The organism is Stenotrophomonas sp. S49, assembly GCF_016624905.1.
Classification (GTDB): Bacteria; Pseudomonadota; Gammaproteobacteria; order Xanthomonadales; family Xanthomonadaceae; genus Stenotrophomonas.
Genome location: NZ_JACVUD010000003.1, coordinates 42,317 through 61,941, shown reverse-complemented (window position 1 = coordinate 61,941; position 19,625 = coordinate 42,317). Strand labels below are relative to the sequence as shown.

The 19,625-nt window shown below is 67.7% G+C and carries 18 protein-coding genes and 1 riboswitch; of the genes, 12 read left to right on the top strand and 6 right to left on the bottom strand.

The features are described 5' to 3' along the window. Positions 1–2: 2 nt before the first annotated feature. Entirely contained in the window at positions 3–1,166 is a 1,164-nt protein-coding gene (locus tag IAE58_RS01350; RefSeq protein WP_199932524.1) for an isovaleryl-CoA dehydrogenase, read from the bottom strand. Positions 1,167–1,324: 158 nt separating this feature from the next. On the opposite strand from IAE58_RS01350, the gene IAE58_RS01345 reads away from it, so the two are divergent. From IAE58_RS01345 to IAE58_RS01335, 3 genes are all read left to right on the top strand, one after another. Continuing rightward, positions 1,325–1,939, top strand: a complete 615-nt coding sequence (locus tag IAE58_RS01345) for a TetR/AcrR family transcriptional regulator (RefSeq protein ID WP_164274120.1) — start codon at positions 1,325–1,327, stop codon at positions 1,937–1,939. Between the two features lie 181 nt (positions 1,940–2,120). Then, positions 2,121–2,639, top strand: a complete 519-nt coding sequence (locus IAE58_RS01340) for a c-type cytochrome (protein ID WP_108751833.1) — start codon at positions 2,121–2,123, stop codon at positions 2,637–2,639. Positions 2,640–2,908: 269 nt separating this feature from the next. Further along, positions 2,909–4,354: an ExeM/NucH family extracellular endonuclease gene (locus tag IAE58_RS01335; protein WP_199932525.1), complete on the top strand. Its 1,446-nt coding sequence runs from the start codon at positions 2,909–2,911 to the stop codon at positions 4,352–4,354. 118 nt (positions 4,355–4,472) lie between these two features. On the opposite strand, the gene IAE58_RS01330 is transcribed toward IAE58_RS01335, so the two are convergent. Beyond that, positions 4,473–5,330: an EamA/RhaT family transporter gene (locus tag IAE58_RS01330; protein ID WP_199932526.1), complete on the bottom strand. Its 858-nt coding sequence runs from the start codon at positions 5,328–5,330 to the stop codon at positions 4,473–4,475. Positions 5,331–5,373: 43 nt separating this feature from the next. Between IAE58_RS01330 and IAE58_RS01325 the strand changes: the two genes are divergently transcribed. The 7 genes from IAE58_RS01325 (at position 5,374) to IAE58_RS01295 (ending at position 14,094) form a co-directional block, all read left to right on the top strand. Next, a complete protein-coding gene (locus tag IAE58_RS01325; RefSeq protein WP_199932527.1) occupies positions 5,374–6,045 on the top strand; it encodes a CocE/NonD family hydrolase in 672 nt (223 codons plus the stop codon). After that, a complete protein-coding gene (gene zapE / locus IAE58_RS01320) occupies positions 6,042–7,142 on the top strand; it encodes a cell division protein ZapE (RefSeq protein WP_199932528.1) in 1,101 nt (366 codons plus the stop codon). Before IAE58_RS01325 ends, zapE begins: the two co-directional genes overlap by 4 nt. 554 nt (positions 7,143–7,696) lie before the next feature. Next, positions 7,697–10,081: a ribonucleoside-diphosphate reductase subunit alpha gene (locus IAE58_RS01315; protein WP_108751839.1), complete on the top strand. Its 2,385-nt coding sequence runs from the start codon at positions 7,697–7,699 to the stop codon at positions 10,079–10,081. Positions 10,082–10,212: 131 nt separating this feature from the next. After that, complete coding sequence (locus tag IAE58_RS01310) at positions 10,213–11,232, top strand: ribonucleotide-diphosphate reductase subunit beta (RefSeq protein ID WP_049433139.1); 1,020 nt, start codon at positions 10,213–10,215, stop codon at positions 11,230–11,232. Between the two features lie 109 nt (positions 11,233–11,341). Continuing rightward, on the top strand, positions 11,342–11,746 hold the full coding sequence (locus IAE58_RS01305; protein ID WP_049433141.1) for an acyl-CoA thioesterase: 405 nt from the start codon (positions 11,342–11,344) through the stop codon (positions 11,744–11,746). 43 nt (positions 11,747–11,789) lie between these two features. Next, positions 11,790–12,608, top strand: coding sequence for an NAD-dependent protein deacetylase (locus IAE58_RS01300; RefSeq protein ID WP_199932529.1), 819 nt, complete (start codon positions 11,790–11,792; stop codon positions 12,606–12,608). A 382-nt stretch (positions 12,609–12,990) separates the two neighbouring features. Next, the gene (locus IAE58_RS01295; RefSeq protein WP_108751842.1) at positions 12,991–14,094 is read left to right on the top strand and encodes an NADH:flavin oxidoreductase/NADH oxidase; all 1,104 of its coding nucleotides are present in this window, start codon (positions 12,991–12,993) and stop codon (positions 14,092–14,094) included. A gap of 6 nt (positions 14,095–14,100) precedes the next feature. Here the strand turns inward: IAE58_RS01295 and IAE58_RS01290 are convergent, their stop codons facing one another. Then, a complete protein-coding gene (locus IAE58_RS01290) occupies positions 14,101–15,012 on the bottom strand; it encodes a LysR family transcriptional regulator (protein ID WP_199932530.1) in 912 nt (303 codons plus the stop codon). A 122-nt stretch (positions 15,013–15,134) separates the two neighbouring features. Here IAE58_RS01290 and IAE58_RS01285 point away from each other — a divergent pair, with 122 nt between their 5' ends. Continuing rightward, entirely contained in the window at positions 15,135–15,389 is a 255-nt protein-coding gene (locus IAE58_RS01285; protein WP_199932531.1) for a DUF2798 domain-containing protein, read from the top strand. 60 nt (positions 15,390–15,449) lie between these two features. After that, positions 15,450–16,301: a formyltetrahydrofolate deformylase gene (gene purU, locus IAE58_RS01280; RefSeq protein ID WP_199932532.1), complete on the top strand. Its 852-nt coding sequence runs from the start codon at positions 15,450–15,452 to the stop codon at positions 16,299–16,301. Between the two features lie 43 nt (positions 16,302–16,344). Here the strand turns inward: purU and pncA are convergent, their stop codons facing one another. The 3 genes from pncA to IAE58_RS01265 form a co-directional block, all read right to left on the bottom strand. Next, complete coding sequence (pncA, locus tag IAE58_RS01275; RefSeq protein ID WP_108751846.1) at positions 16,345–16,971, bottom strand: bifunctional nicotinamidase/pyrazinamidase; 627 nt, start codon at positions 16,969–16,971, stop codon at positions 16,345–16,347. A gap of 56 nt (positions 16,972–17,027) precedes the next feature. Continuing rightward, on the bottom strand, positions 17,028–17,699 hold the full coding sequence (locus IAE58_RS01270) for an epoxyqueuosine reductase QueH (RefSeq protein ID WP_199932533.1): 672 nt from the start codon (positions 17,697–17,699) through the stop codon (positions 17,028–17,030). Between the two features lie 140 nt (positions 17,700–17,839). Next, a riboswitch (cobalamin riboswitch) is annotated at positions 17,840–18,057 on the bottom strand. Positions 18,058–18,192: 135 nt separating this feature from the next. Then, complete coding sequence (locus IAE58_RS01265; protein ID WP_199932534.1) at positions 18,193–19,599, bottom strand: FAD-binding oxidoreductase; 1,407 nt, start codon at positions 19,597–19,599, stop codon at positions 18,193–18,195. Positions 19,600–19,625: the final 26 nt, after the last annotated feature.

Below are 19,625 nucleotides of genomic sequence, written 5' to 3'. Positions count from 1 at the left end.
CCTTACAGGGTGCGCTGGAACAGTTCGCGGCCGATCAGCATGCGGCGGATTTCCGAGGTGCCGGCGCCGATCTCGTACAGCTTGGCGTCGCGCCACAGGCGGCCGGTCGGGTATTCGTTGATGTAGCCGTTGCCGCCCAGGATCTGGATCGCCTGGCCGGTCAGCCAGGTGGCTTTTTCGGCGGCGTACAGAATGGCGCCGGCGGCGTCCTGGCGGGTGGTGCGGCCCTGGTCGCAGGCGCGCGCCACCGCGTAGACGTAGGCGCGGCAGGCGCCCAGGCCCACGTACATATCGGCAATCTTGGCCTGGATCAGCTGGAAGCTGCCGATCGCCTCGCCGAACTGGTGGCGTTCGTGCACGTAGGGCATCACCACGTCCATGGCCGCGGCCATCAGGCCCAGCGGGCCGCCGGACAACACCACGCGCTCGTAATCTAGGCCGGACATCAGCACGCGCACGCCGCCGCCGACGGCACCCAGCACGTTTTCTTCGGGCACTTCGCAGTCCTGGAATACCAGTTCACAGGTGGGCGAGGAGCGCATGCCCAGCTTGTCCAGCTTCTGCGCGGTGGAAAAGCCCTTCATGCCCTTTTCCACCAGGAAGGCGGTGATGCCCTTGGCGCCGGCGTCCATGTCGGTCTTGGCGTAAACCACCAGCACGTCGGCGTCGGGGCCGTTGGTGATCCACATCTTGTTGCCGTTCAGTACGTAGCGGTCGCCGCGCTTGTCCGCGCGCAGTTTCATCGACACCACGTCCGAACCGGCGCCCGGCTCGCTCATCGCCAGTGCACCCACCTTGGCACCGCTGCACAGGTCGGGCAGGAAGCGCTGCTTCTGTTCCTCGCTGCCGTTCTTGCGCAGCTGGTTCACGCACAGGTTGGAGTGCGCGCCGTAGGACAGGCCGATGCCACCCGAAGCGCGCGAGATCTCTTCCATCGCCACCACGTGGGCCAGGTAGCTCATGCCGGTGCCGCCGTATTCTTCTTCCACGGTCAGGCCCAGCAGGCCCTGTTCGCCCAGCTTCGGCCACAGCGCCAGCGGGAACTGGTTGCTGGCATCGGCCTCGGCAGCGAGCGGAGCGACCTCGGCGGCGGCAAAATGGGCCACGCTCTGGCGCAGCAGGTCGATCTCTTCACCAAGATCGAAGTTCAGGGATGGCACGTGCATTGCGGTGGCTCCACGAGGGAAGGTGGGGAATGGACGCACCCGTGAAGGGGGAGCGGGGCCTGTTGAAGGCAGGCCCCGCACGGGCGATTCGGGCCCAGCGTAGCGGGGTTCGATGAAGAAGTGAATACAAATTCAAAAATTGAAACTAGAATCAGAACATGGCCTACAAACGCTCTGCATTGATGGAAGAACGCCTGGCCGGGGCCCGTGAACGGATCCTGCTGGCCACCCGTGCGCTGGTGGCCGCTGGCGGCTGGCGCAACGCCCCGGTGACCGCCGTGGCGACCCAGGCCGGCATGTCCACCGGGCTGATCTACCGGCATTTCCCGTCCAAGGCCGAGCTGTTCGTGGAAGTGCTGAACGCGGCCGTGGCCCATGAAGTGGCGATCATGGAGCGCATTGCCGCCGCGCCGGGACCGGTGGGCGAGCGCCTGCGCCTGGCCATCACCGCCTTCGTGCGCCGCGCCCTGGCTGGGCCGGGGCTGGCCCATGCCTTCATCGTCGAGCCGGTGGACCCGGACGTGGAAGCCGAGCGCATGCGCGGGCGCCGCGCCTTCGGCGATGTATTCCTGCGCTTGCTGGAAGAAGGCGTGGCCAGCGGCGAACTGCCGGCCCAGGACACCCATGCCGCCGCCGCGTGCCTGGTGGGGGCGTTCACCGAAGCGATGGTCGGCCCCACCGCGCCCAGCCGCGAAGCACACCGCGACGAAGACGCGCTGGTGGACGCGATCTGCAGCTTCTGCCTGCGCGCCGTCGGCGCCCCGCTTTCGTAGCGTCCAGCTTGCTCGACGGTGTCTGTTCGCCGGGCATGGCCCGGCGCTACCCGCGTGCGGCTGCATGTTGCGCCGCACCAGCACGGGCGCCTGTTGTCGCGCGCAAAGCGCGTTCTATACTCGCCCCTACACGCAGTCGCTCAGCCGTGGTCCCACGACTACCAGCCAGGGGTAACGAAGAGTGCGGAATTACGATCTGGAGTTCCTGAAACGCTTTTCCATGGTGATTGCCCTGTTGGCCGCCATCACCCTTGGCCTGATCCTGCTGGCCGCCTACATCCACACGCGCATTCCGCCTGAAGTGTCGCCCACGGCGGCCAAGCGCACCGAGCTGCGCATCGCGCCCACCGGTGCGGTCTACGCCGGCAGCACCGGCGCGGCCGCGCAGGCCGCGGCCAAGGCCGCCGCGCTGGCCAAGGCCGCCGCCCAGGTGGCCTATGGTGGCACCACCGATGGCAAGGTCATCTTCGACAACCTGTGCACCGCCTGCCACACCACCGGTGTCGGCCAGGCCCCCACCCTGGACCACGCGCATTGGGACCAGCGCCTGGCACAGGGCAAGGACACCCTCTACAAGCACGCCATCGAGGGCTACACCGGCCCGGATGGCGGCATCATGCCGCCCAAGGGCGGCAACCCGGCGCTGACCGAAGAGCAGATCCACGCCACTGTGGACTGGATGCTGGGCAACCTGAAATAACGGCCCGACGGGGGAACGGGCGAACGCCCGGTAGAGTCGACCGTTGGTCGACTGCTCTCCCCAATGCCACCGAAACGCCCGCGCTGCGCGCGATAGTCGACTGACAGTCGACTCTACCCGCCGGGTGCCCCGGACGGCCCCGGACCCGCCGGTTGCCCCTGTCGCGCTCCCCCGGCGGCTTTGCCGGCCAAGGCCAAAACCGCCCGCGTCGCGGGGGTTTCGCATTTCAGGGTTAGTCTGTGCGCCTCAATTCATGGAGTCGTGAGTCGATGCGCCGCCGTTCCCTCGCCCTTGCTCTGTCCCTGTTGCTGCCGGCCGCTGCGTTCGCCCAGGCCCAGCCGCAGGCCACGCCGGCCCCGGCCACCAGCCCGGCCCCGCGCAGCAGCGCCACCGTGGTGCTCACCGCGGCCCCGGCCGACTGGCGCACCCTGCAGGGCCAGCACGTGCGCATCGCCGCGCCGCTCACCCTGGCCGGCACCGACGGCCTGGAACGCTTCGGCGAGCTGACCGTGGCCTTCGATGGCCGCCTGTGGCAGCCCAGCGAAGTGGCCGTCCCGGGTACCGCTGGCAGTGAACAGGTGATGGCCGACAACCAGCGCCGCCGCCTGCTGCTGGACGACGGCAGCGACGCCCGCGACCCCGGCAGCGTGGCCTACCTGCCGGGCAACCCGGTGCTGCGCACCGGCATGCAGCTGCGCAACGTGGAAGGCACCGTGCGCGTGGACGCGCAGGGCCGTGCCCGCCTGCAGGTGGACGGCACGTTGCAGCTGCCGGAACTGCAGCGCCCGGCCGTGCCGAAGGTGCCCGGCAGCCTGCAGATCGCGGCGTTCAATCTGGAAAACTTCTTCAACGGCGACGGCCAGGGCGGCGGCTTCCCGACCCTGCGCGGCGCGCGCACGCTGGAAGAACACAAGGCACAGGTAGCCAAGCTGGTGGCCACCATCAGCGCCTTGGACACCGATATCGCCGCGCTGATGGAACTGGAAAACGACGGCTATGGTCCGCAGTCGGCCATCGCCGAACTGGTGGGCGCGCTCAATGCCGGCCTGCCCGCCACGCAGCACTGGGCGTTCGTTGACGCCGGCGAAGGCCCGGGCACCAATCCGATCCGCGTCGGCATCATCTACAAGCGCGGTGCGTTCAAGCCGCTGGGCCGGCCGCTGACCAAGCTCGACGGCCCGTTCGCCGAACACAGCCGTGCGCCGCTGGCGCAGGCCTTCCAGGGCAAGGGCGCACCGTTCATGGTGGTGGCCAACCACTTCAAGTCGAAGGGCTGCCGCGACGCCAGCGGTGCCGACGCCGACCGGAATGACGGGCAGGGCTGCTGGAATGCCACGCGCGTGGAATCGGCGCGCCAGCTCAACCAGTGGGTGAAGGCCGAAGCCGCGCGCTTGAAGGTGAAGGACATCGTGCTGCTGGGCGACTTCAATGCCTACGCGATGGAAGACCCGATCCGCACCCTGCACGACCTGGGCTGGCAGGATGCGTTCAAGGTGGCCAAGGTCGAGCACCCCTACAGCTACGTCTACAACGGCTACAGCGGCCGCCTTGACCACGCGCTGCTGAGCGCCAGCATGGCCCAGCGCCTGGCCGGCGCCGCCGAATGGCACAGCAATGCCGACGAACAGGACGCCAGCGGCTACCAGGGCCGCAACGTGCAGGGCCCGTGGCGCAGTTCCGACCACGACCCGCTGCTGCTGGGCTTCGACAAATAAGGATTCGCCGGGGCACGCCCGGCGGCTTTGCGTAGAGTCGAGCCATGCTCGACTGCTTTGGGAAGACGCCGAGGTCAGATCCCATTCCGTTGGAATGGGATCTGACCCCGGGCACGCCTCACCCCCAGGCGATCAAGCCGATCGCCAGCACCGCCAGCGCCAGGCCGGCGCGGTTCCACTTCGTGGTGGCCTCGCCGAAGGCGAACACACCCACCAGTGCGCCCAGCACCACCACGCCGATGTTCATGCCGGCGAACACGGTGGCCGGGCTGTCCGGCATCGACTGGTGCGCGTGCACGTAGAAAAGAATGTTGCCGCCGTTGAGCAGGCCCAGCAGCGCGCCGGCGCCCAGGTTGCGCCAGGCCAGCCGGCCGCGGCCGCTGAAGTGCCGCCACAGCTGCAGCACCAGCATCAGCACGAAGGCCACGCTGAAACTGGCCAGCACCGCCGCCATTGATGGCGTACCGGACAGCGCCACCTGCTTCAGCAGCACGTCCACCACCGCAAACCCGCCCCACACCCCCAGCAGCCAGCCCCAGCCGCCGGGCGAGGCGGCCACGGCCGGCCCGCGCGGGCGCAAGCTGATCGCCACCATCGCGACCAGGCCCAGCGCCAGCCCGGCCAGCTTCCACGGCGTGGCGGTCTGGCCGAAGAACAGGAAGGCCGCGGCCAGCGACAGCAGCAGCGACAGGCGCTGGGCCACATCGCTGCGCACGATGCCGGCCACCGCCACCGCGCGGCCCAGCACCAGGAAAATGGTCGGCAGCACCACCGCCAGCGCCAGCAGCGCGGCCCACGGCGCATGCGGCGCGCGCAGCGCATCCAGTGGCGGCTGCAGCACCGCGGCGGTCAGCGTGGCGGCCACCAGATAGTTCCACGTCACCATCTGCGGCACGTCCAGTGCGCGCCGCCCGGCCAGCTTCAACAGCACCGACACCAGCACGCTGCAGATCACAGCCAGGGACAGATAGAGCATGGGGCGGGCACAGAGCAGGGGCGGGGGACGGTATCATGTTGCCATGCGCAATCCCTCGTTCCCCGTTGCTCCCGGCGAAACCGCCTGTCTTGAACTGGACGGCCCGGCCGGTCCGCTGGAAGTGGTGGTCGATCTGCCCAAGGCCGATGTGCCGGCGCAGCCGATCGTGGCCATCGTCTGCCACCCGCTGTCCACCGAAGGCGGCACCCTGCACAACAAGGTGGTGACCATGACCGCCGCCACCCTGCGCGAGCAGGGCATCGCCACGGTGCGCTTCAACTTCCGCAGCGTGGGCGGCTCGGCCGGCAGCTTCGACCACGGCGTGGGCGAGCAGGACGACCTCAAGGCCGTCACCGCCTGGGTGCGCAGCCAGCGCCCGGACGACCGCCTGTGGCTGGCCGGTTTCAGCTTCGGGTCGTTCGTTTCGCTGAAGGCGGCCGCTGAACTGCAGCCGGAAGCGCTGATCTCGATCGCGCCGCCGGCCGGCCGCTGGGATTTCGACGGCGTGCAGCCGCCGGCCCGCTGGCTGGTCATCCAGGGCGAACAGGATGAAATCGTCGATCCGCAGGCGGTCTACCAGTGGCTGGACACCCTGGGCGCGCCGCACGAGCTGGTGCGCATGCCCGACACCAGCCACTTCTTCCACCGCAAGCTGATCGACCTGCGCGGCGCACTCACCCACGGCGTGAAGCACTGGCTGGGCGCGGCGGCATGAACGAGGCGGTGCAGACCCCCTCGCAGCGCTATGCCGCCGGCGTGGCCCGCGGCGACTGGCAGAACGACCCGGCCCAGCACGCGGCCCTGGCCGAGCTGGACCGCATCCACCTGGGGCTGGTGGACAGCGCCGAAGACGGCTGGCTGGACCGCCTGTCCTCGTTCTGGAAGAAGCCCGAGCCGGTGAAGGGCCTGTACTTCTGGGGCGGGGTGGGGCGCGGCAAGACCTTCCTGGTGGACCTGTTCTACGACGGCCTGCCGATCAAGCAGAAGTACCGCACCCACTTCCACCGCTTCATGCGCAGCGTGCACGAGCGCCTGCGCGAGCATCAGGGGCAGAGCGACCCGCTGGCGAAGATCGCCCAGGAATGGCGCAGCAACCTGCGCGTGCTGGTGCTGGACGAGTTCTTCGTGACCGACATCGGCGATGCCATGCTGCTGGCGCGGCTGCTGGAGCGCCTGTTCGCCGAGGGCGTGACCCTGGTCACCACCTCCAACACGGCGGTGGAAAACCTGTACCTGAACGGCCTGCAGCGCGAGAGCTTCATGCCGGCCATCGGCCTGCTGCAGCGCTTCTGCGTGGAGCTGTATGCCGAAGGCACCGAGGACTACCGCATGCGCGCGCTGACCCGTTCGCCGGTGTACCGCGCGCCGCTGGCCGCCGACAGCGACCCGTGGCTGGCCAGCCGCTGGGGCGAACTGAGCGGTGGGCAGGCGGCCAAGGCCGGCAACATCGAGATCGAGGGCCGCAAGATTCCGGTGCGGGCCCGCGGCAAGAGCATTGCCTGGTTCGATTTCGCCGCCCTGTGCGAAGGCCCGCGCGGCCCGTCGGATTACATCGAGATCGCGCACGAGTTCAACACCGTGCTGCTGGGCGGCATCCCCGCCTTCGACCGCCTGAACGAAGATGCCGCCCGCCGCTTCGTGAACCTGATCGACGAGCTGTACGACCGCCACGTCAACCTGGTCTGCACCGCCAGCACCTCGCCCATCGAGCTGTACAGCGGCCAGCGCCTGCAGGGCGCCTTCGAACGCACCGCCTCGCGCCTGATCGAAATGCAGAGCGCCGAGTACCTGGGCACCCCGCACCGGGCGTGAGGGCTTCTGCTGCCCGGCATCCGCTTTCGTAGAGTCGAGCTTGCTCGACTGCTCCTGGCACCGCGCGGAAAGCAGTCGAGCAAGCTCGACTCTACGGTTCCCGCCGCCCCCATACCGGCTTGCCCACCACCTATCCACAGGGTTGTCCCTAGCCAGCTTCATCACTGTCATGTGAAGCTGTCATTGTTCCGTTTGCGCAGCACGTTGTACCGCCCTTGTGACGCCTTTCGGTCTTGACTGCGCAGCCGGTTCCAGCAGGTCTGAAGCGTCCAAACGCGCCGCCGATGGCATGATCCTTGCGCCGCAAGGGATTACCAGATTTCACTACATTTGGCGTTGACGGCCCCCTCCACCCCCACTATCTTGTGGCCGTCGGTCGCAGCGACCCCAAGTGCCGGGGTCCCCGGCAGTACCGTTCCGCGACCGTCACCGGCAGTGGCAGGCGCAGGGTCTCAATCCCTGCGACGCCCTCCTGCCACTCTGGGGCGTCAGGTCCCAGGTCGCGTCACCCCGATGCATCGAGCACCCCCAATCACGCCAAGAGGACACACGCCGTGACCACCGAATCCAGCGCCACCATCGAAAAGGAAAGCGAATTCCTGTTGACGTCGCCGCCGACGTCCAACGCGATGAGCGTGACCAAGCGCAATGGCACGACCGAGCTGGTGGATCTGAACAAGATCGTGCGCGCGGTGCAGCGTTCCTCCGAAGGCCTGCACGCGGTCGATCCGATGCGCGTGGCCACCCGTACCATTTCCGGCCTGTACAACGGCGCCACCACCCGCGAACTGGACGAACTGTCCATCCGCACCGCCGCCCTGCTGATCGGTGAAGAGCCCGAGTACGGCCGCCTTGCGGCGCGCCTGCTGGCCAACTACATCGCCAAGGAAGTGTCGGGCCAGGAAATCTACGCCTTCTCTCAGTCGGTCAGCCGTGGCCACGAAGTGGGCCTGATCAACGACCGCCTGCTGAACTTCGTGCAGACCAACGCGCGCAAGCTCAACGATGCCATCGACATCTCGCTGGACCTGAACTTCGATTACTTCGGCCTGCGTACCCTGTACGACCGCTACCTGCTGCGCCACCCGCACACCCGCAAGGTGATCGAGACCCCGCAGCAGTTCTTCCTGCGCATCGCCAGCGCGCTGAGCGAGGACGTGTCCGAAACCCTGGCGCTGTACAAGCGCATGGGCAACCTGGACTACCTGCCGTCCAGCCCGACCCTGTTCAATTCCGGCACCACCCACGAGCAGCTGTCCTCGTGCTTCCTGCTGGATTCGCCGCAGGATTCGCTGGAATCGATCTACTCCAAGTACGGCGACATCGCCCAGCTGTCCAAGTTCTCCGGCGGCATCGGCGTCAGCTACACCCGCGTGCGTTCGCGTGGTTCGCTCATCAAGTCCACCAACGGCCATTCCAACGGCATCGTGCCGTGGCTGAAGACCATGGATTCGTCCGTGGCCGCAGTGAACCAGGGCGGCAAGCGCAAGGGCGCGGCCTGCGTGTACCTGGAAACCTGGCACGCCGACATTGAGGACTTCCTGGAGCTGCGTGACAACACCGGTGACGAAGCCCGCCGTACCCACAACCTGAACCTGGCCAACTGGGTGCCGGACCTGTTCATGAAGCGCGTCGAGGCCGACCAGGAATGGTCGCTGTTCGATCCGCGCGTCGTGCCGGAGTTCACCGACCTGTTCGGCGAAGCCTTCGAGCAGGCCTACGTGCAGGCCGAAGCGCAGGGCAAGGCCAACCGCACCATCTCGGCGCGCAAGCTGTACGCCCGCATGATGCGTACCCTGGCCGAGACCGGCAACGGCTGGATGACCTTCAAGGACAAGTGCAACCGCGCCAGCAACCAGACCCTGCGCCCGGGCAACGTGATCCACCTGTCCAACCTGTGCACGGAAATCCTGGAAGTCACCTCCAACGATGAAACCGCGGTGTGCAACCTGGGTTCGATCAACCTGGGCAACCACTTCGACGAGCACAACGAGTTCGACTTCGAGAAGCTGGCCGAGACCGTGCGCCTGGCCGTGCGCCAGCTCGACCGTGTGATCGACCTGAACTTCTACCCGATCGAAACCGCCCGCCGCGCCAACCTGCGCTGGCGTCCGGTCGGCCTGGGCTGCATGGGCCTGCAGGACGTGTTCTTCCGCAAGCGCCTGCCGTTCGACAGCGCCGAAGCCCGCGCCCTGTCGAAGAAGATCGCCGAAACGATCTACTTCCACGCCCTGGAAACGTCCTCGGAACTGGCCCAGGAACGCGGCAAGCACCCGTCCTTCAACGACACCCGTGCCGCCAGCGGCGAACTGCAGTTCGATGCCTGGAACGTGGTGCCCGAAGACACCGCCCGCTGGGACGCCCTGCGCGAGCGCATCAAGGAACACGGCCTGCGCAACTCGCTGATGATCGCGATTGCCCCGACCGCCACCATTGCCTCGATCGCCGGTTGCTACGAGTGCGTGGAACCGCAGGTCTCCAATCTGTTCAAGCGCGAAACCCTGTCCGGTGACTTCCTGCAGGTCAACCGCTACCTGGTGAACGAACTGAAGAAGCTGGGCCTGTGGACCGCCGACATGCGCGATGCCATCAAGCTGGCCGAAGGTTCCATCGCCGGCGTGGCGCAGATCCCGGAAGCCCTGCGCCAGGTCTACCGCACCGCATGGGAACTGCCGATGCGTTCGCTGATCGACATGGCCGCCGAGCGTGGCGCCTTCATCGACCAGTCGGCCTCGCTCAACCTGTTCATGGAAAGCCCGAACATCGGTGCGATGTCGTCCATGTACATGTACGCGTGGAAGCAGGGCGTCAAGACCACCTACTACCTGCGCTCGCGTCCGGCCACCAAGATCGCCAAGACCACGGTCAGCACGTACACCCCGACCGAAGCGGTGGCCTGCTCGCTGGAAAACCCGGAAGCCTGCGAGGCGTGCCAATAAGAGCGGCCGTGCCGGCTTCTGGCCGGCACTCCCCTCTGTAGCGTCGAGCCATGCTCGACTGCACCACCGAAACACCAAGGTAGCGCCGGGCCATGCCCGGCGTTTTGACCCGAGAATTCAAGGAAACACCCATGGCCGACAAGCCCAAGCAGATGCTGCTCGATCCCGGTTTTGAACTGACCCTGCGCCCGATGCGCTACCCGCAGTTCTATGACATGTACCGGAACGCGATCAAGAACACCTGGACGGTGGAAGAGATCAACTTCCAGATCGACATCACCGACCTGCACAGCAAGATGTCGCCGGGTGAGCGCCACCTGATCCACCGCCTGGTTGCGTTCTTCGCCACCGGCGATTCGATCGTGTCCAACAACTTGGTGCTGAACCTGTACCAGCACTTGAACGCGCCGGAAGCGCGCATGTACCTGTCGCGCCAGCTGTACGAAGAAGCGCTGCACGTGCAGTTCTACCTGACCCTGCTCGACAACTACCTGCCGGATCCGGAAGAGCGCGTCAAAGCCTTCGCCGCGGTGGAAAACATCGACTCGATCAAGAAGAAGGCCGACTTCTGCTTCAAGTGGATCGACTCGATCCAGGACCTCAAGCGCATCGAGACCCGTGCCGAGCGCCGCCAGTTCCTGCTGAACCAGATCTGCTTCGCCGCGTGCATCGAAGGCCTGTTCTTCTTCGCCGCCTTCGCCTACGTGTACTACTTCCGTTCGCGCGGCCTGCTGCCGGGCCTGGCCTCGGGCACCAACTGGGTGTTCCGCGACGAGAGCGCGCACATGGACTTCGCGTTCGAATCGGTGCGCGTGGTGCGTGAGGAAGAACCGGACCTGTTCGACGAGGAAATGAAGCAGCAGGTCTATGACATGCTGGCCGAAGCCATCGAATGCGAAGTGCAGTTCGCCGAGGACGTGCTGTCCGGCGGCGTGGCGGGCATTTCCACCCGCGACATGCGCCAGTACCTGCAGCATTGTGCCGACCAGCACTTCGCCAAGCTGGGCATGGAAAAGAAGTACAACGTGCGCAACCCGCTGCCGTTCATGGAACTGCAGGACGTGCAGGAGCTGACCAACTTCTTCGAACGCCGCGTCTCGGCCTACCAGGTGGGCGTGCAGGGCGAAGTCGCCTTCGACATGAACTTCTGATCGAAGCAGTCACCCCGGTTGCAACGAAAAACCCCGGCCAACGCCGGGGTTTTTCGTACAACAGCCCCCGGTCTTACAATTGCCGCACCCCCACACCCTGGCCACCGCCATGACCCCCATCGTCGAAACCGTGCCGCCCATCGAAGTGCGCATGGCCGAAATCGTCTTCCCCAACCACACCAACCACATGGGCACCCTGTTCGGTGGCCAGGCGCTGGCCTGGATGGACAAGGCCGCCTTCCTGGCCGCCGCCCGCTATTCGCGCCGCACCGTGGTGACCGCGCGCAGCGACCAGGTCGATTTCAAGCTGCCCATCCGCATCGGCCAGATGGTGGAAACCATCGGTCGCATCGTGGAAGTGGGCCGCAGTTCGATGAAGGTGGAAGTGGAGCTGATTGCCGAAGACCTGCACAGCGGCGAGCGCAAGCTGTGCACCCGCGGCCACTTCGTGATGATCGCGCTGGGCGAAGACGGCCAGCCGACCGCCGTGCCGCGCCTGCCCGAGGCCGTCTGAACCGGCGCTTGCAGGGGCGCCGCCGCGCCCCCATCTGGTCGGCATGACCCCGCCGCTGACCGACTTCATCGACCGCGCCCAGCGCCTGTTCGTGCTCACCGGCGCCGGTTGCAGCACCGCCTCGGGCATTCCTGATTACCGGGATACCGACGGCCAGTGGAAGCGCACCCCGCCGGTGACCTACCAGGCCTTCATGGGCGAGGCGGCCACCCGCCAGCGCTACTGGGCGCGCAGCCTGCTGGGCTGGCCGCGCTTCGGCCTGGCCCTGCCCAACGGCACCCACCAGGCGCTGGCCGCGCTGGAAGCACGCGGCACCCTGCAGGTGCTGCTGACCCAGAACGTGGATGGCCTGCACCAGCGTGCCGGCAGCACGAACGTGATCGATCTGCACGGGCGGCTGGACCTGGTGCGCTGCATGGGCTGCGAACGCCGCAGCGGGCGCGAGGAGTTCCAGCAGCGCCTGCTGGACGCCAACCCCGGCTGGGACGCGCTGGAGGCCGGCATCGCCCCAGATGGCGATGCCGATCTGGAGACTGATTTTTCCGCGTTCGTGGTGCCGGACTGCCCGTACTGCGGCGGCCTGCTGAAGCCAGATGTCGTCTTCTTCGGCGAAAACGTGCCGCGCGAACGGGTAGCGGCGGTGCATGAGCACCTGCAGCAGGCCGATGCGCTGCTGGTGGTGGGCTCCTCACTGATGGTCTATTCCGGCTTCCGCTTCGTGCAGGCCGCGGCCAAGGCCGGCCTGCCGGTCGCGGCGCTGAACCGCGGTCGCACCCGCGCCGACGACCTGCTGCAGTTCAAGGATGAACGCGACTGCGCCGAGGCCCTGGCCGGCTTCGTCAGCGGGTATACGGCCCGGTAGAGTCGACTGTCAGTCGACTACCGCGCGCAGCGCGGGCTGTTCAGTCGTATCGCCAACGGCAGTCGACCAACGGTCGACTCTACCGTTCACGCGCCCCCGCGAATGCGCCGAGGCCCTGGCCGCATTGCGACCTGGCAGCATCCGGCCGGGTAGAGTCGACTGTCAGTCGACTACCGCACGCAGCGCGGGGTGTTCAGCCGTATCGCAGAAAGCAGTCGACTGACAGTCGACTCTACCGTTCATCGTCCCGTGCAGCCGGTAGCGCCGGGCCATGCCCGGCGAGCGCGCAATGCGCCCCCGCGAAACAGCGATCCATCCAGACGGTTGATCCGCAGGCCGTGCAGCGGTGCAATACGCACCCCCTCCGCATGTCGCTATCGCCTTGAGCCAGTTGTTCTCGCCGGTCACCCTCGGCCCTCTTACCCTGTCCAACCGCATCGTGATCGCGCCGATGTGCCAGTACTCCGCCGAAGATGGCCGCGCCAGCGACTGGCATGCCCAGCACCTGGGCAACCTGGCGCAGTCCGGCGCCGGCCTGCTGATCCTGGAAGCGACCGCGGTGGAACCGCGCGGGCGCATCAGCTACGCCGACCTGGGGCTGTGGGACGACGGTACCGAAGCGGCGCTGGCGCAGGTGCTGGCCAGCGTGCGGCGCTGGTCGCCGATGCCGCTGGGCATCCAGCTGGGCCACGCCGGCCGCAAGGCCTCCACCGCACGCCCGTGGGACGGCGGCCGCCAGCTGCCGGCCGACGATGCCCGTGGCTGGCCCACCGTGGCGCCGTCGCCGCTGCCGTTCCATGCCAACGACCCGGCCCCGCAGGCGCTGGATGAAGCCGGCATTGCCGAGGTGGTGGCCGCCTTCGCCGCCAGCGCCGTGCGCGCCGAGCGCCTGGGCTTCGAGCTGATCGAAATCCACGCCGCCCACGGCTACCTGCTGCACCAGTTCCTGTCGCCGCTCAGCAACCGCCGCACCGACGGCTACGGCGGCTCGCTGCCGAACCGCCTGCGCCTGCTGGTGGAAGTGTTCGACGCGGTGCGTGAAGCGGTGTCGGACAAGGTGTCGGTGGGCGTGCGCATTTCCGCCAATGACTGGGTGGAAGGCGGCTGGGACGTGGTGCAGAGCGAAGCCCTGGCACAGGTGCTGGACGCGCGCGGCTGCAACTTCCTGCACGTGTCCAGCGGCGGCCTGGACGAGCGCCAGAAGATCAGCGTGGGCCCGGGCTACCAGGTGCCGTTCGCCGCGGCCATCAAGGCCAAGAAGCTGCGCATGCCGGTCATCGCGGTGGGCCTGATCACCGAGCCGGAACAGGCCGAATCGATCCTGCGCCACAACCAGGCCGATGCCATCGCCCTGGCCCGCGGCATCCTGTACGACCCGCGTTGGCCGTGGCATGCCGCTGCCGCGCTGGGCGACAGCGTGGTGCCGGCGCCGCAGTACCTGCGCTGCGAACCGCGCGAAGCACGCAACGTGTTCCGCCCGCGCTGAGGCCGGTCATACCTGCCAGGCCGGCGGCAGGCCGGCCTGCAGGTGCTCGAACAGGGCGCGGATGCGCGCGGTGAAGTCGCGTCGGTCGCTTACGCAGAAGAACACCTCCATCGGCTCCGGTTGCCACGCGCTGGCCGGGCCGAACACCGTCTGCAGCCGGCCATCGCGCAGATACGGGTCGGCCACGAAGGCGGCCAGCCGGGTGATGCCGGCACCGGCGGCGGCCAGCTCGGCCAGCGCGTCGATGTCATCGCAGACCATGCTGGGCGGCAGGGCCGCGTCCATCCGCGTATCGCCACGCCGCAGGCCCCAGCGCAGCGGCCGGCCATCGGTGGGGAAGCGGTGCAGCAGGCCACGATGCTGCTGCAGCTCGGCCGGTTCCTGCGGCATGCCGTGCGCAGCCAGGTAGGCCGGGGCGGCGCAGAACAGGAATGGAATGCGCGCCAGCGGCCGCGCCACCAGCCCATCCTCCAGCTGGGCGCCGATGCGCAGGCTGACATCCACCGTTTCCGGACCGTGCTGTACCGCGCGATCACTCAGACGCAGTTCCAGCTGCAGTTGCGGGTAGCGCTGCTGCAGCGACGGCAGCAGCGGCGCCAGCACATGGCGGCCGAAGGCGCGGCTGCTGGCGATGCGCAGTGGCCCACTGGGCACGATGTCGTCGGCGGTCACCAGCGCCTGCGCACGAGCCAGGTCGGCCTCGATGTGCTGCACTTGGGCCAAGTACAGCGCCCCGGCCTCGCTCAAGGCCAGTTGTCGCGTGCTGCGGTTGAGCAGGCGCACGCCCAGGTGGGTTTCCAGGCGTTGGATGTTCTGGCCCACGGCGGTGGCACTGATACCCAGGCTGCGCGCGGCCGCGGCAATGCTGCCGGTCTGCGCGGTGCGGGTGAAGCTGCGGATGAGCTGCAACAGGTTCATGACCGGCCAGCTTGCCACGGAAACCGGCAAGCGTGGCTTGGGTCTGCCCCAAGCGCGACGGGGCTGTGCACAGGCCGTCGCACCGCTAGCCTGCCGGCCCACTTCACCCGATGCGATGTGCGATGGCCCACCCCCGAACTTTCCGCTGGAAGCTGCACGCCCGCAGTACGCCGTTCGTGTTCGCCTTCTTCATGGCCAGCCTGATGGCGCTGCTGATGTGCCTGGTCATGACGGCGGCCAACGCCGGGCTGGGCAGCGGCTACCTGGCGCGGGTGCTGGCGGCCTACCAGATGGCCATGCCGGTGGCGTTCTGTGGTGTGCTGGTGGTGCGCCCGCTGGTGGTGCGCCTGGTGGCGTTGACGGTGCATCCGCACTGAAGATCGGTTGCATCTGACAGCATTGTGCACCGCCGCAGGGTGCTGCCCTAAACTTGGGCCATGCGACCCGATTCCATTCTTACCCTGTCCTGTCCCGACCGCACCGGCATCGTCTACCGCGTGTCGGGGTTGCTGTTCGACCACGGCTGCAACATCCTCGACGCCCAGCAGTTCGGCGATGAAGAGAGCGGTCGTTTCTTCCTGCGCGTGCATTTCGATCGCGACGCCGGCCTGCCGCTGGACACGGTGCATGGCGCCATGGCCGCGCTCGCCGCCGATTTCGGCATGGACTGGCAGCTGCACGACGGCCGCCGCCGCGCGCGCCTGCTGGTGCTGGTCAGCAAGCAGGGGCATTGCCTGAACGACCTGCTGTTCCGCGCGCACAGCGGGCAGCTGAAGGTGGATATTGCCGCGGTGGCGTCCAACCACGCCGACTTCGCGCCGTTGGCCGCGTCCTACCAGGTGCCGTTCCACCACCTGCCGGTGAAGGCGGAAACGCGCGCGGTGCAGGAACAGCAGATCATCGATCTGGTCGACCGCGAGCGCATCGATCTGGTGGTGCTGGCGCGCTACATGCAGATTCTGTCGCCCACCCTGTGCCGCGCACTGGCCGGCCGTGCGATCAACATCCACCACAGCTTCCTGCCCAGCTTCAAGGGCGCGCAGCCGTACCACCAGGCGCACGCGCGTGGGGTCAAGATCATCGGCGCCACCGCGCACTACGTGACCGAAGACCTGGACGAAGGCCCGATCATCGAACAGGACGTGGCCCGCGTGGACCACGCCATGACCCCGCGCGACCTGGTGCGGCTGGGCAGCGATACCGAATCGCAGGTGCTGGCGCGTGCCGTGCGCCGCCATGTCGAACACCGCATCCTGCTCAACGGGCACCGCACGGTGGTGTTCCGCTGACAGCCGGTTGCGTGGTCGCCGGGCCATGCCCGGCGGGCGCACCTCAGATGACCGCAATCCCTGCCTTGCCCAAGGCCTCGCGCACCATCGCGTCGTTGGCATCGGTCACCGGCTGGGTCAGCTCCCACAGGAACTTCACCCGGAATCCGGCCTTGGCCGCGTCCTGCGCGCTCCACAGCACGCAGTAGTCGCGCGCCAGGCCGCACACGTGCACTTCGCGGATGCGCCGCTCATGCAGCCAGCCGGCCAGGCCTGTGGCCGGGCGATCGCCATCCGGCCCGTGGTTTTCGCGGAAGGCGCTGTACGAATCCACCTGCGGGCGGGTGCCCTTGCGCAGGATCAGGTCGGCCACGTTCCAGTCCACGCCCGGGTGCAGTGCGGCGCCGTCGCTGCCCTGTACGCAGTGGTCGGGCCACAGGGTCTGCGGTTGCGCGTGCAGCAGGATGGTCTCGAACGGGCGCGTGCCCGGGTGCTGGCTGGCAAACGAGGCATGGCCGGCCGGGTGCCAGTCCTGGGTGGCCACCACCGTGCGATAGCGGCGCTGGGCCAGCAGTTCGGCAATCGGTGCCACCAGCGCATCGCCGTCGGCGCAGGCCAGCGCACCACCGGGCATGAAGTCCGGCTGCAGGTCGATCACCAGCAGGGCGACATCGGCGGGCAGGACGGTCATGGCAGATCCACTACAACAGAAGGGGGCGACCAGCGTGGCCGCCCCGTACGCGTGCGTCAATCGCCCTTGGGCGTTTCCGCATCCTGGCCGTAATACAGCAGGCCGATCTTGATGCGCTCGCGCCCGGTTTCGCGGCGGTGGCGGTTGGCATCGCGCAGCGAGTACACGCAGCCGCAGTACTCCTGCTGGTAGAACTGCTCGCGCTTGCTGATCTCCACCATGCGGCTGGCGCCGCCGCCCTTGCGCCAGTTGTAGTCCCAGTACTGCAGGCCCTCGTAGCGCGACGCGGCGCGAATGCCGCAGTCATTGATCTGCGCCATGTTCTTCCAGCGCGAAATGCCCAGCGACGAACTGATGGTGTCGTAGCCATGCTCGTGCGCGTACAGCGCGGTGCGTTCGAAGCGCATGTCGAAGCACATGGTGCAGCGGATACCGCGCTCGGGCTCGTTTTCCATGCCGCGCGCGCGGCTGAACCAGTTGTCGGTGTCGTAGTCGCAGTCGATGAACGGAATGCCATGCTGCTCGGCGAAGCGGATGTTTTCCTGCTTGCGCAGCTCGTATTCCTTCACCGGGTGGATGTTGGGGTTGTAGAAGAAGATCGCGTAATCGATCCCGGAGGCGGTGATCGCCTCCATCACTTCACCCGAACACGGGGCACAGCAGGAATGCAGCAGCAGGCGCTTGCCGTCGGCGGGCAGGGTCAGGGTGGGGCGTTGAAGCTCGGTCATCGTCGGGTGCGTGGCAGCGTGGGGAACGGATCGGGCCGGACACCGTGAACAGGACGCACGCGGCCACAGCGCCCGCGCGCGCAGGACGACGATGGCCCCGGCACCCTCCCCGCGGAGAGTCCAGGTCGAATCAGGGGACGGTCATGTCCCCCGGCCGGGGCCGGTATTCGGGCTGATGGACACGGGCCGCAGCCCACCTACTCCCTGCCGCTTCCCAGGCATGCGCCCAGTGCTGTTGGCAGGCTTCGTTTCCATTCACCGCTGCGGGGCAGCTCCGGAATGGGCGCGCCAGGCGCCTTCACCGGATTCCCGTTTAAATCCCTCCCTGCGCGTGAACGCCTGGAGGGATACCTTCGGCGCGCCCACGGTGGACGCGTTGGCCGCGCCGGTCAAGGGGGTTGGGGTCAGAGCCCGTTGCGCTGCAACGGGATCCGACCCCTTCATTCCACCGGGGTCAGATCCCGTAGCCAGACAACGGGCTCTGACGCCATTGCTACGGCGCCGCCAGGTAGCGTTGCCAAAGATGGTTCACCAGCTGCATCTGCGGGTCGTACTGGCGCTTGGCTTCAACGAACCGCTGCCACTGCGGGTAGGCGCGGCGGAACTGTTCGCGGGTGGCATGCGGGCGATAGGGCAGGTAGTAGCTGCCGCCGCAGTCCAGCGCGGCATCGATCAGCGCCCGCGTCCAGCCGGTGGCCAGGGTGTCGCTCCACGGGAAGCGCCGCTGCTTGTGGTACAGCACGAAGCAGAACACGTCCTGGCGCGCCCACGCCAGCAGCGAAGTGGTATCGGCCGGCGCGTGCCGGATCGAAACGTTCAGTGCGTCCACATGGTGGTGCTGCAGGATCGCCGCCATGCGCGTGGCGAACGCCTGGAACTGCCGCACCGGAATGAAGTACTCCTGCAGCAGGTAGGTGGACATCGCGCGCGTGCGCGGCTCCAGCGAGGCCACGTCCAGGCTCGCTTCCAGGTTGCGGTGGATCACCCGCGGCTGCTGCAGTTGCTTCTGCACCACCGAACTGTCGCGCAGCTGTGCGCCGCCCGGCAGTTCGGACACCGCCCAGATCATGTTCTGTTCGTAGGCGTAGCGGTCGCCCACCGGCACCAGCCGGCGGGTGTCGGTCAGCGCGGCGCTGCTGCGGTGCCAGGTCACCGTTACCGGGGCATCGAAACGCGGCGGCAGCAGATCGGCGTTGTGCATCAGGGCATCGCCGCGCGACGGCACGTGGTCGGCGAACCACTGCGGGTAGTCCGCCAGCGCAACGCGCTGCATGTGCCGCGCCATGCGTGCGTTGTCGGCCAGGTCCAGTTCCACTTCGCTCACCACGGCCAGCAGCCCGTAGCCGCCGATCACCGCCGCGAACAGGTCCGGGTGCTGGCTGCGCGATGTTTCCAGTACCTCGCCCGAACGCAGTACCACCTGCAATGCGCGGATCGTCGCGGCCAGGCTGCCGTTGCCGACATAGCGGCCATGGCAGTTCACGCCGACCGAGCCGCCTATGGTGAAGCTGCTGAAACTCTGCATCACCTTCACTGACAGGTCGTGCGGGTCCAGCAGCGCCTGCAGGTCGCGCCAGCGCATGCCGGCCTGCACGCGCGCCACCTTGCCCGGCACATCCAGCCGCAGCAGCCGGTTGTGGCCGGTCATGTCCAGTTGCAGGGCGCCGCTGGCAGTGGTCTGCCCGCCCATGCTGAAGCGGCCACCGGCCACGCAGACCGGGCCACGGTGGCGCTGCAGAACGTCTACCAGGCGGACCTGGCCGTCGATACGGGTGATGCCCGCCAACGGGGTGGGCTCGAGCTGGCTGATGTCGTTGCCGGTGGGGGCCTGCCCGGGTGAACAGGCGGCGGCCGTCGCAGCGGCGCCGCAGCCGGCAATGAAGGCGCGTCGGGTGGTCATGGGCAGTCCCTGCAGTCCGCTTCCTG